This window comes from Paraburkholderia xenovorans LB400 (assembly GCF_000013645.1).
Classification (GTDB): Bacteria; Pseudomonadota; Gammaproteobacteria; order Burkholderiales; family Burkholderiaceae; genus Paraburkholderia; species Paraburkholderia xenovorans.
This window is the reverse complement of record NC_007952.1, coordinates 2,415,981-2,428,594: the sequence shown is the minus strand read 5'-3', so window position 1 is coordinate 2,428,594 and position 12,614 is coordinate 2,415,981. Positions and strand designations below refer to the sequence as shown.

Below are 12,614 nucleotides of genomic sequence, written 5' to 3'. Positions count from 1 at the left end.
CGTACCGCTCAATTGAACCCGGTCACCGCGTGCGGCACATACAATTCTTCGAGCCTGCCGATTTCGTCCGCGCTCAGATTCAATGATAGCGCGGCCACTGCGTCGTCGAGATGATGCAGTTTGGTCGCGCCGACGATCGGCGCGGTGATCGGCTTTTTCTGCAACACCCACGCCAGCGCCACTTGCGCGCGCGGCACGCCGCGTTCCTTCGCGATCTCGCTGACCCGTTCGACAATGCGCCGATCCGCGTCTTCCGTCTGCGCGTACAGCGTGCGGCCGAATTCGTCGGTCTCGGAGCGCGCGCTTCCGGTGTTCCAGTCGCGCGTCAGGCGGCCGCGCGCAAGCGGGCTCCACGGAATGACGCCGATACCTTCGCTCTCGCACAGCGGCAGCATTTCGCGCTCTTCCTCGCGGTAGAGCAGATTCACGTAGTTCTGCATCGTTGCGAAGCGCGTCCAGCCGTTGCGCTCAGCCACATGCAACGCCTTGGCGAACTGCCACGCATACATGGACGATGCGCCGATATAGCGCGCCTTGCCGGCTTTCACGACGTCGTGCAGCGCTTCCATGGTTTCTTCGATCGGCGTGCCGTAGTCCCAGCGATGGATCTGATACAGGTCCACGTAATCCGTGCCGAGGCGCCTGAGACTGTTGTCGATCTCCGCCATGATCACCTTGCGCGAGAGGCCCGCGCCATTCGGGCCCGGATGCATGCGGCCGTGCACCTTGGTGGCGAGCACGATCTCGTCGCGCATCGCAAAGTCCTTCAGCGCGCGGCCGACGATTTCCTCACTCGTGCCGTCGGAATAAACATTCGCGGTATCGAAGAAGTTGATGCCGTGATCGAGCGCCTGCTTGATGAAAGGGCGGGCGGCTTCGTCGCCGAGCGTCCACGGATGAGGGCCGCGGGACGGCACGCCATAGCTCATGCAGCCGAGACAAAGACGCGATACATCGAGGCCGGTACGGCCGAGTTTCACATAGTCCATCGTGGTGCTCCTGTTGTTAAGTGCACAAACGCGGTGCGTCTCCGAAGGGACTTCCTTCGGGGCATGCTGCGAACGTTCGATTATAGGAAAACGGCGAACATCGCGTATTGAACCGATTTGCACAGGTTTCCGGCAGCGGTCGCAAACGTGGACCGATCGTGCATCGTGTAGTGGAAAATAATTTCTTCGCACCTATACTTCTTTCGGTTTGAAAGCGGCACTCTCTCCCACCTGCATCACAAGCAAAAAGGAAGATCATGATGCTGACTCGCTCACTCGGCGCGATTGCCGTCATTACACTCGCGGCATGCGCGGCCTTTTCGTCCGGACCGGCTAGCGCGGACGACAACGACGGCTTTTCGCACGACGACGGCGGCTCGCGCGGGCGGCCCGTCAAGGTGATGATCATTTCGATGTTCGGGCCGGAAGGGCAGGTGTGGCTCGACAACCTCGGGCCGTGGCGCGAGATCGCGGTGGACGGCCTGTCGCCCGATTACCCCACGGTCCATTGCAACAGGCAGGAGGTGTGCGTGATGACCACCGGCATGGGGCACAGCAACGCCGCTGCGTCGATCATGGCGCTGACGTTTTCATCGCGATTCGATTTGCGGCATACCTATTTCATGGTTGCCGGTATTGCGGGAATCGATCCGCAGCAGGGCACGGTGGGATCCGCTGCATGGGCGAAATATCTGGTCGACTTCGGCATTCAGTGGGAGATAGACGGGCGCGAAATTCCGCCTGGCTGGACAACGGGCTACCTTGGCATCAACACCACGAGTCCCACGGCCAAGCCGCCGCTCGACTACCGTACCGAAGTGTTCCAGTTGAACACCCGGCTCGCGGATACTGCGTTCGCCCTGTCTCGCAGCGTGACACTGTCCGATAACGTGCAGGCGCAGGCTGCACGGGCCAAGTACTCTTACGCACCGGCCAACCGGCCGCCCACTGTCATTCAGTGCGACACGCTGGCGGGCGACACCTGGTGGTCGGGCACGCTGCTCGGGCAGCGTGCGCGCGACTGGACCCGAATCCTGACCGATGGAAAGGGCGTTTATTGCACGACACAGCAGGAGGATAACGCCACGTACGAAGCCCTCAAGCGTGCGGCTTCAGTACATAAAGTGGATCTGAATCGCGTTGCGGTGCTGCGGGCAGGCTCCGACTTCGACCGGCCCTACGACGGGCAGACGAGCGCGGACAACCTGCTGAACTATGCGGCGCAAGGCGGCTTTACCATCGCGATCCAGAACCTGTTCCTCTCGGGCAATCCGCTCGTGCAGGATATCGCCACACATTGGGGCGAGTGGCGTGACGGCGTGCCGAAGCGCTAGGCCGCTTCGAACGGGTGCGTGCCCGCGAATCAGATCCGCGGGCACTGGCTGCTGCTTTCGACATTTAGTGTTGCGGCGCGCGGTACGGCGTCCACACTGGCGTGTCGGTATCCCAATGGTCGAGTTCAGAGGGTGTCATGATGTGCTCCTTTTTGAAGAGTGCATGAATGCGCCGCAATGACTATTTCTTTTGGAAACCGAATCATTGCAACGGGTTTGCTTTACTGTCCTTCGGCCACGCGCGTGACGTCGCCGCTCCGGCCTTCCTGCAGCGCGAGGCGTGCAGCTTGCGTCTGACCGATCAGGCCTTTGTTCGGATACGTCGTGCGGTTCAGCGCGGGCAGCGAACCATCGCGATAGGCCGCGACCAGTTCCGCCTTCACTTCTTCACGCGTTTTCACGCTGGTGCCCGGCGTGGGCAGCGTTTCATATGTGCCGGCGCGGCCAATGCCGCCGCTGCTTTGCGCAAACACCGGAGCGCTCGCGAGCAGCGAAAGAGCCAGACCTGCCAAGAGATTGCGTTTCATGATTCACTCCTGTCGATTCATTTGCAGCACGAGCGGCGCTGCGACAGGGTGAAATGTAGACTTCGAGACAGGGCGGATAAATCGCACTTTCGCGAAATGAATTGTCGGGTTTCCGGAACAATCGCGAGAACGCTGCGTTAAACCGCTGTGAATGCGGTGCTGGAAAAGAAAACCGCGGCATTGGAGCCGCGGTTGGAATTCACTGTTGCAGATTCCGTACTTCAAGTCGCGCGATCACGCGACCCATTCCGATATCACCGGTGTGTCGAGCGTCGGAGCAGACTCGCGTTCTTCGAAAGTGCGCTTCGTGCAGGTTGCGTCGAGACTGCCGCGTCCGCTCAGCAATGGGCAGCGGTCGAACAGCTCCGCGATCCAGTCTACGAAAACACGGACTTTAGGCGACAGATGGCGGCTGTGCGGATAGACTGCGGAAATCGGCATCGGCAAAGGTTTCAGCTCCGGCAGTACTTCCACCAGTTGGCCCGAACGCAGATGCGGCAGCACCATGAAGAGCGCAGGCTGAATCAGGCCGAAGCCTTCCAGCCCGCAGGTCACGTAGGCGTCGGCGTCATTCACCGAGACGATGCCCTTCATTTTTACTTCGATTTCTTTGCCATCAACCATGAAGGCCCAGTCGAGCGTGCGTCCCGTGCGGCTCGAAAAGTAATTGACTGCTTTGTGATTCTCCAGGTCTTCGAGCGAAGAGGGCATGCCCGCGCGCTCGATGTAATCGGGGGCCGCGCAGGTCACACCCTCGAACAACCCAATACGGCGCGCCACCAGCGAGGAATCCTGTAGCGCGCCGACCCGCACCACGCAATCCACGCCTTCCTGCAGCAGATCCACCGGCCGGTCCGTCAGGCCGAGTTGCAGGTCGATGTCCGGATAGCGCGTGTGGAATTCACTCAGCGAAGGAATCACCAGCAGGCGGCCAATCGACCCCGGCATGTCGATGCGCAGCTTGCCATGCGGTTTTTTATTGCCGCTTTGAAAACTGGCCTCGGTCTCCTCGACATCCGCGAGGATGCGCACGCAGCGTTCGTAGTACGCCGCGCCGTCCGGTGTGAGCGACAGGCGCCGCGTGGTCCGATGCATCAGACGCGTGCCGAGGAACGCTTCGAGGTTCTGAATAATCGTGGTAACCGATGCGCGCGGCAGGTCGAGCGTCTCCGCTGCACGGGTAAAGCTGTTGGTGTCGACGACACGCGTGAACACTTGCATGGCCTGAAGCCGGTCCATTGCAGACCTCCAATAGGGGCGGGCGCACCGAGCAGGAAAGGACTCCACCGCGATCCGCGGACAATCGCATTCGATTGTTCAGGGGCGCCGAATTGTGTTGCCGGATTATAGGCATTTATTTACGAGTCTGCTGAACCCACAATTCGCACCATTGAAGTTCTATGCGCATTGCGCGGCTCGACATGGAAGCATTTAAACCGCCGTACTCCTTTGTGCCCGCCGGCAGCGAGCCGGCAGAGGCCGACAGCACGGCACTGGAAGTCACCGACGTGCAGATCGAGGGGCACGCGCAGGACATCACGTTGCGCCTGTACCGGCAGGCAAAGAAAACCGCACTGCCGGTACTGCTTTATTTCCACGGTGGCGGATTTACGAAAGGATCGATCGACCAGGCCGATTACGCCTCGCGTTATTTCGCAGAACACTTACCGGCTCTGGTCGTGTCGGTCGGCTACTCGCTCGCGCCGCAGTTTCCGTTTCCGGCGGCGCCCGAAGATGCGCACCGCGCGGCACTGTGGGTGCAGACGCGGGCACGTGCATTCGGCGGCAACAGCAAGAAAGTGGGCGTGGCCGGTCACGATGCGGGCGGCCAGCTGGCCAATTGCCTTGCTTTCATTGCGCGTGATCGCGGCGACGTGCGGATCGCGGCCCAGGCGCTGTTCGGGCCGATGCTCGATCCGAGCCTCACGCGGCTGGGCGACGAAAAGCGCCTCGGCTCGGACATCACGGCGAAAGAGTGCGCAGCGTGTTACCGCGCGTACCTGCCGCAAGCGTCGCAGCGCATGCATCCGTATGCCGCGCCGCTCGAATCGTCGCGGCTCGCGGGCCTGCCGGCCACGCTGATCGTGACGGCGCAAAACGACGTGCTGCACGTGGAGGCGGAGAAATACGCCAGCAGTCTGATTGACGCCGGTGTGCTGACCCAGGTGGTCCGCTATCCGAGCGTTTCGCATGCGGCATTGGCCGATCACGTGCCCGCCCTGCAGGAGGCGGTGCGATTTTTTCAGTGGCGCTTCGATGCGCGCGCCTATCGATAGAACTCGATAAAACAGAAACAAGCAGAACTTTGATCAACGATACCGGGAGCTTCACATGACTATCCTTCCTCTTTCCCGTCGCCGTGTGGCGATCGCCGCACTTGTCGTCGTCGTCGTGGCCGGACTGGGCACGTTCGGCGCGATTCGCGTGGACGCGAGCTCGCCCGCCGCGCCGACCATCGTGCCGGAAGTCGATGTCGCCACTGTGGTGCAGAAAACGATCACGGACTGGCAGAGCTATTCGGGCCGTCTCGAAGCCGTCGAAAAGGTGGACGTGCGTTCGCAGGTGCCGGGCACCATCGTGTCCGTCAATTTCAAGGACGGCGCGCTCGTGAAGAAGGGCGACACGCTGTTCGTGATCGACCCGCGCCCGTACGCCGCCGAAGTGGATCGCGCCGAAGCGCAACTCGCCGCCGCGCAGGCGCGCACGGGTTACACGCAGAGCGATTGGGAGCGTGCGCAACGCCTGATTGCCGACAATGCGATCGCCAGGCGTGACTACGACGAGAAGCAGAACGCCGCGCGCGAAGCGAGCGCGAACCTGAAGGCCGCGCAAGCCGCCCTCGAAACCGCCCGCATCAATCTCGGCTACACGAAGATCGTCGCGCCGGTTTCGGGCCGCGTGTCGCGCGCGGAAATCACGGTGGGCAACGTCATTTCGGCGGGCGCGACTGCTGCGCCGCTGACCACGCTGGTGTCGGTTTCGCCGATCTACGCATCGTTCGACGCGGACGAACAGACGTATCTGCAATACCTGAGCCGCGCGAAAGACGGCAGCAAGGTGCCGGTGGAACTCGGTCTCGCGGACGAAAGCGGCTACTCGCGCAGCGGCGTGATCGAGTCGGTGGACAACCGCCTCGACACCTCGTCGGGCACGATCCGCGTGCGCGCGCGCTTCGATAACCAGGATGGTGCACTGATTCCCGGTTTGTATGCGCGCGTGAAGGTAGGCGGCAGCGAACCGCATCCGGCGCTGTTGATCGACGACGCCGCCGTCGGTACCGATCAGGACAAGAAATTCGTGCTGGTGGTGGATCAGGGCAATCACGTCGTGTATCGCACGATCGACGTGGGCGGCATGCAGGGCAATCTGCGCGTGGTGAAGGGCGGCCTGAAACCGGATGACCGCATCGTCGTAAACGGTATCCAGCGCGTGCGTCCGGGTGACACGGTGCGCGCCCATATGGTGCCGATGACGGCCGATCAGGATCCGAACAGCGCGCCGCTCGCGCAAACGCCGGCGCAACCGCAAACGCAGACGCAAGCCCAAACGCAGACGCCGACGCGCACCAAAGCGGACAAGAATTCGTGAGCCTTGCACGCCGCGGCATGACTGCGCGGCGCACGCTCCAACGTTAAGAGCTTCCAATGAACATATCCAAATTCTTCATCGATCGGCCGATCTTTGCCGGCGTGCTATCGGTATTGATCCTGCTGGCGGGCGTGATTTCGCTCTTCAAGCTGCCGATCTCGGAGTATCCGGAAGTCGTGCCGCCTTCGGTGGTGGTGCACGCGCAGTATCCGGGTGCAAATCCGAAGGTGATCGCCGAAGCGGTCGCTTCGCCGCTCGAAGAGCAGATCAACGGCGTCGAGAACATGCTGTACATGCAGTCGCAAGCGAATAGCGACGGCAATCTCACGCTCACGGTGACCTTCAAGCTCGGCACCAATCCGGACCTCGCGACGCAACTGGTGCAGAACCGCGTCAACCAGGCGCTGCCGCGTCTGCCGGAAGACGTGCAGCGTCTGGGCATCACGACGATCAAGAGCTCGCCCACGCTGACTATGGTGGTCCACCTGATCTCGCCGAACAATCGCTACGACATGACGTATCTGCGCAACTACGCGCTGCTGAACGTCAAGGACCGGCTTGCGCGGATTCAGGGTGTGGGCGAAGTGCAGTTGTGGGGTTCGGGCGATTACGCCATGCGCGTCTGGCTCGATCCGCAGAAAGTGGCCCAGCGCGGTTTGACGGCGACCGAAGTGGTCAACGCGATCCGCGAGCAGAACATTCAGGTGGCGGCCGGTGTGATCGGCGCATCGCCTTCGGTGCCGGGCACGCAGTTGCAGTTGTCGGTGAATGCGCGCGGCCGTTTGAGGACCGAGGGCGAATTCGGCGACATCATCGTCAAGACCGCGCCGGATGGCGGCGTGACCTATCTGCGCGATATTGCACGAATCGAACTCGCGGCGTCGGAATACGGCCTGCGTTCGCTGCTCGACAACAAGCCGGCTGTGGCGCTCGCCATCAACCAGGCGCCGGGCGCGAACTCGCTCGCCATTTCCGATCAGGTGCGCTCCGCGATGAAGGAACTCGCGGAAGACATGCCGGCAGGCGTCGAATACAAGATCGTCTACGACCCGACGCAGTTCGTGCGCTCGAGTATCGAGGCAGTCGTGCATACGCTGCTCGAAGCGATCGCGCTGGTGGTGATCGTCGTGATCGTGTTCCTGCAAACGTGGCGCGCGTCGATCATTCCGCTGATCGCCGTGCCGGTGTCGATCGTGGGGACGTTCTCGCTGCTGCTCGCGTTCGGTTTCTCGATCAACGCGTTGTCGTTGTTCGGCATGGTGCTCGCCATCGGGATCGTGGTGGACGATGCGATCGTGGTGGTGGAGAACGTTGAGCGGAACATCGAAAACGGGCTGAGTGCGCGCGACGCCACCTATAAGGCCATGCAGGAAGTGAGCGGGCCGATTATCGCCATTGCGCTGACACTGGTTGCCGTGTTCGTGCCGCTCGCGTTCATGACCGGTTTGACGGGCCAGTTCTACAAGCAGTTTGCGATGACCATCGCGATTTCGACGGTGATCTCGGCGTTCAATTCGCTGACGCTGTCGCCGGCGCTGTCCGCGATGCTGTTGCGCAGTCATGGTGCGAAGGAAGACTTCGTGACGCGCGTGATGAATCGCCTGCTGGGTGGTTTCTTCAGGCGTTTCAACAAGGTGTTTCATCGTGGCTCGGCGGAATATGGCCGCGGCGTGACCGGCGTGTTGCGTCGTAAGGGCGCCATGCTCGCGGTGTACGCCATCCTGCTGGGCGCGACCGTGCTGATCTCGCGCGTGGTGCCGGGCGGTTTCGTGCCGGCGCAGGACAAGGAGTACCTGATTGCGTTCGCGCAGTTGCCGAACGGCGCGTCGCTGGATCGCACGGAGAAAGTGATTCGCGACATGAGCTCGATCGCGCTGAAGCAGCCGGGCGTGGAGAGCGCGGTGGCGTTCCCGGGGTTGTCGGTGAACGGCTTCACGAATAGCTCCAGCGCGGGCATCGTGTTCGTCACGCTCAAGCCTTTCAAGGATCGTGGCGACAAGAAACTCTCGGCCGGTGCGATTGCCGGTGCGCTGAATCAGCAATACGGTGCGATCAAGGATTCGTTCGTCGCGGTGTTCCCGCCGCCACCCGTGCTCGGTCTCGGCACGCTCGGCGGCTTCAAGATGCAACTGGAGGATCACGGCGCGCTCGGTTACGCGGAGTTGAACAAGGCAGCGGAAGCGTTCGTGAAGAAGGCGGCACAGACGCCTGAACTCGGCCCGACCTTCTCCAGCTATCAGATCAACGTGCCGCAACTGAACGTGGATCTCGATCGCGTGAAGGCCAAGCAGCTCGGTGTGCCGGTCACGGACGTGTTCAATACGATGCAGATCTATCTGGGCTCGCTGTATGTGAACGACTTCAACCGTTTTGGCCGCGTGTATCAGGTGCGGGTGCAGGCGGACGCGCCGTTCCGTCAGCGCGCCGACGACATCCTGCAACTGAAGACGCGCAATGCCGCGGGCGACATGGTGCCGCTGTCGTCGCTGGTGACGGTAACGCCGACGTTCGGCCCGGAAATGGTGGTGCGTTACAACGGCTATACGGCTGCCGACATCAACGGTGGACCGGCGCCGGGCTTCTCGTCGGGTCAGGCGCAGGCCGCGGCCGAACGCGTGGCGGCGGAAGTCCTGCCGCACGGTGTGAAGCTCGAATGGACCGACCTGACGTATCAGCAGATTCTGGCCGGCAATGCAGGCTTGTGGGTGTTCCCGATCAGCGTGCTGCTCGTGTTCCTCGTGCTCGCCGCACTGTATGAAAGCCTGACGCTGCCGCTTGCGGTGATCCTGATCGTGCCGATGAGCGTGCTGTCCGCGCTGACCGGCGTGTGGCTCACCGGTGGCGACAACAACATCTTCACGCAGATCGGTTTGATGGTGCTGGTGGGGTTGTCGGCGAAGAACGCGATCCTGATCGTCGAATTCGCGCGCGAACTGGAGCACGACGGACATACGCCGCTCTCGGCGGCGATCGAAGCTAGCCGCTTGCGTCTGCGGCCGATCCTGATGACGTCGATCGCTTTCATCATGGGCGTGGTGCCGCTGGTGCTGTCGAGCGGAGCCGGTTCGGAGATGCGTCATGCGATGGGTATCGCGGTGTTCTTCGGCATGCTCGGCGTCACGCTGTTCGGTCTGATGCTGACCCCTGTGTTCTATGTGGTGCTGCGTACGCTGGCGGGTGGAACCATTCACGTCGCGCAGAAGGATTCGCCGCACTACGGCGCGCCGGTGACGGACGCCTGAGGAGAAAACAATAATGAAACGCTTTGAATCTTTGAGTGGGTGGGGCCGGGCGGCTGCCAGCGGTTTGCTGGTTGCATTGCTCGCTGCCTGCTCCGTCGAGCCGACTTATAAACGGCCTGAAGTGGATACGCCGGTTGCGTTCAAGGAAGCGCCCGCTGCGTCAGCGCCGTCTGCGGCGTCCGCGCCGTCGGCTGGATCGGCGCAGGACAACGGCACCTGGAAGCAGGCGCAGCCCGCCGACGACGCGCATCGCGGCGAATGGTGGACGATTTTCGGCGACCCGCAGCTCAACGCGCTCGAAGAGCAGGCGGCCGCCGCCAATCAGGACCTGAAGGCCGCCGCGGCGCGCGTGCAGCAGGCGCGGGCGGTGACGCAGGCGGCCAGGTCGGACTGGTTCCCGAAGCTCGACGCGGGCTTTGGCCCAACGCGCGAGCGTGCTTCGGCGGCGTCGCAATTCCTGCCGGACAACGCGGGCGGCACGAACGGCACGATCTGGCGCGCGCAGGTTGGCGCATCGTACGAGGCGGATCTGTTCGGGCGGGTCGGTTCGAACGTGAACGCGTCGCGGGCGGACGAGCAGCAAAGCGAAGCGCTGTTCCGTTCCGTGCAACTGTCGTTGCAGGCGGACGTCGCGCAGAACTACTTCCAGTTGCGCGAGCTCGATACGGACCAGGACCTGTACCGCCGCACCGTGGCGTTGCGCGAGGATACGCTGAAGCTCGTCGAACGGCGTTTCAAGGAAGGCGATATCGGCGAACTGGATGTCTCGCGGGCCCGCAACGAACTCGCGAGTGCGCGTGCGGACGCCGTGGGCGTGGCGCGTCAGCGTGCCGCGTCGGAGCATAGCCTCGCGATTCTGCTCGGCAAGCCGCCGGCGGATTTCTCGTTCGCGGAAGCGCCGCTGGTGCCGGTGACGGTGCGGGTGCCGCCGGGTCTGCCCTCGGCGTTGCTTGAGCGCCGCCCGGATATTTCGGCTGCGGAACGGGCGATGCAGGCCGCGAACGCGCGTGTCGGCCTGGCGAAATCGGCGTTCTTCCCGAAGCTCGACATCACCGGTGCAGCTGGTTTTGAGTCGGCGACGCTCGGCGATCTGTTCATGTGGTCGAGCCGGGCGTTCATTCTCGGGCCGTTTGCCGGCACGGCGTTGACGCTGCCTTTGTTCGACGGCGGCCGCCGCAAGGCGAATCTCGCGCAAGCCCGTTCGAAGTACGACGAGGACGTTGCGCAGTATCGTCAACAGGTGCTGGTGGCGTTCCGTGAAGTCGAAGACAACCTCGCCGATTTGCGCCTGCTCGACGATCAGATGCGCGAGCAGAACGATGCGGTGCAGGCATCGCAACGGGCGGCGCATCTGTCGCGTACGCAGTACACGGAAGGCGCGGTCAGCTATCTGGACGTGATCGATGGCGAGCGGCAGGTGCTGATTTCGCAGTTGCAGGCGAGCCATCTGTCGGGCACGCAGGCGGTGGCGACGGTTAATCTGATTCGCGCGCTGGGCGGTGGCTGGGGCGGCGTGAATGCGCCGGATACGGCGGTGGGCGCGGTTGCGCCGGCATCGGCTCCTGTGGCGGCGGTTGCTGCGTCGGCGCCCGCTTCCGCTTCCGTGCAGCAGGTGGCGAAGCAGTAAGTTTGTCCTGTGAGGGACGGGCGGTGGACGCCGGGGCCGCGCGAAAGCGCGGCCCCGGCTTTTTGTTACCCAAATCATTTTTCCCGCTTTCCTTTCGAAAATCCCTTCGTAGACCGCTGCATTGCTGCCCTCTATGATGAGCCGCACCTCATCTGGAGAGAGGCGATGACCTGTCCGACCTTCCGCTGTCCGCGCTGACCGATCTGCACGTCCTGTCGTTGAAACGCGTGGCTTGAGCCGCACGTTGCGGGTTTCCGTTGCCCATCTATCCGGTCTGCGAACTCACGCGCCAAACGAAGTCCGCTCCGGAAATGCGCGAGAGAGCGCATGACCGATAGATCGGGCCGCATCGAATCAACACCACGCCCCAATTCCACGAGTTCACCATGCGCATTTTTCTATCCACTGTGCGGCGCTTTTTCCACACGCCGGCTATCTCGCTCATCGGCGCTTTCGGTCTCACGCTCGCATTGCAGGTCTCGCCTGCCTCAGCGGCCGACTCGTCCACGCTGAAAATCGGCACTGCGACCAGCCCGCAAATCGAGGCGCTCAAAATCGCCGCGCGCGAAGCCAAAGAGCAGGGACTCGACGTGAAGATCATCGAGTTCACCGACTGGAACACGCCGAATGCAGCGCTCGCCAACAAGGACATCGACGTCAACTACTTCCAGCACATTCCGTTTCTCGAGAATGCGAAGAAGCAGGGCGGTTATAACTTCGTCGCGATCGCGCCCGGCACGATCATGAAGATCGGCCTGTATTCGAAGAAGATCAAACGCTTCGACGAATTGAAAGACGGCGCCACGGTCGCGATTGCCAACGATCCGGTCAACGGCGGCCGCGGTCTGTTATTGCTGCAACGCGCCGGTCTCATCAAGCTGAAGCCGGGCGTCGACTATCGCGCGACGACGCTCGACATTATCGACAACCCGAAGCACCTGAAGATCGTGCAGCTCGAAGCATCGCAACTGGCTCGCTCGCTCGACGACGTCGACCTCGCGCAGGGCTATCCGAGTTTCATCAAGCTCGCGGGTACCACCGATCCGAATAGCGCGCTGCTGTTCGACGGCCTCGAGAACAAGAACTACGCGATCCAGTGGGTCGTGCGTCCGGAAAGCGTGAACGACCCGCGTATCCGCAAGTACATTTCGATCTATCAGCATTCGCCGGCGGTGCGCGCCGCGCTCGACAAAGCCTTCGGCAATCTTTATGCCGTTGCCTGGTAACCCGCGCGGACATGCCTGAATCGTTCGAAGATTACGCTTGCGCGTGGAAGCCCGGCGTGCATGCCGGCGCACAGCATCGGC

General features: G+C 62.4%; 9 protein-coding genes. 6 read left to right on the top strand and 3 right to left on the bottom strand.

Features of this window, described 5'->3' with window-relative positions:
* Window positions 1-8: 8 nt before the first annotated feature.
* Complete coding sequence (locus BXE_RS32725) at window positions 9-989, bottom strand: aldo/keto reductase (protein WP_011492410.1); 981 nt, start codon at window positions 987-989, stop codon at window positions 9-11.
* 260 nt (window positions 990-1,249) lie between these two features.
* Between BXE_RS32725 and BXE_RS32720 the strand changes: the two genes are divergently transcribed.
* Window positions 1,250-2,323, top strand: coding sequence for a purine-nucleoside phosphorylase (locus BXE_RS32720; protein ID WP_040125235.1), 1,074 nt, complete (start codon window positions 1,250-1,252; stop codon window positions 2,321-2,323).
* A 221-nt stretch (window positions 2,324-2,544) separates the two neighbouring features.
* Here BXE_RS32720 and BXE_RS32715 read toward each other — a convergent pair whose 3' ends face one another.
* Window positions 2,545-2,850: a DUF4148 domain-containing protein gene (locus BXE_RS32715; protein ID WP_011492408.1), complete on the bottom strand. Its 306-nt coding sequence runs from the start codon at window positions 2,848-2,850 to the stop codon at window positions 2,545-2,547.
* Between the two features lie 234 nt (window positions 2,851-3,084).
* The gene (locus tag BXE_RS32710) at window positions 3,085-4,089 is read right to left on the bottom strand and encodes a LysR family transcriptional regulator (protein ID WP_011492407.1); all 1,005 of its coding nucleotides are present in this window, start codon (window positions 4,087-4,089) and stop codon (window positions 3,085-3,087) included.
* Window positions 4,090-4,271: 182 nt separating this feature from the next.
* Here BXE_RS32710 and BXE_RS32705 point away from each other — a divergent pair, with 182 nt between their 5' ends.
* The 5 genes from BXE_RS32705 (at window position 4,272) to BXE_RS32685 (ending at window position 12,533) form a co-directional block, all read left to right on the top strand.
* A complete protein-coding gene (locus BXE_RS32705) occupies window positions 4,272-5,126 on the top strand; it encodes an alpha/beta hydrolase (RefSeq protein WP_040125237.1) in 855 nt (284 codons plus the stop codon).
* Between the two features lie 55 nt (window positions 5,127-5,181).
* Window positions 5,182-6,438, top strand: a complete 1,257-nt coding sequence (locus BXE_RS32700; RefSeq protein WP_011492405.1) for an efflux RND transporter periplasmic adaptor subunit — start codon at window positions 5,182-5,184, stop codon at window positions 6,436-6,438.
* A gap of 56 nt (window positions 6,439-6,494) precedes the next feature.
* Window positions 6,495-9,680, top strand: coding sequence for an efflux RND transporter permease subunit (locus BXE_RS32695; protein ID WP_011492404.1), 3,186 nt, complete (start codon window positions 6,495-6,497; stop codon window positions 9,678-9,680).
* Window positions 9,681-9,693: 13 nt separating this feature from the next.
* Window positions 9,694-11,307 (top strand): efflux transporter outer membrane subunit, encoded by a 1,614-nt coding sequence (locus tag BXE_RS32690; protein ID WP_011492403.1) that lies wholly within the window; start codon window positions 9,694-9,696, stop codon window positions 11,305-11,307.
* A gap of 386 nt (window positions 11,308-11,693) precedes the next feature.
* Window positions 11,694-12,533, top strand: a complete 840-nt coding sequence (locus BXE_RS32685; protein WP_007177888.1) for a MetQ/NlpA family ABC transporter substrate-binding protein — start codon at window positions 11,694-11,696, stop codon at window positions 12,531-12,533.
* Window positions 12,534-12,614 lie beyond the last annotated feature (81 nt).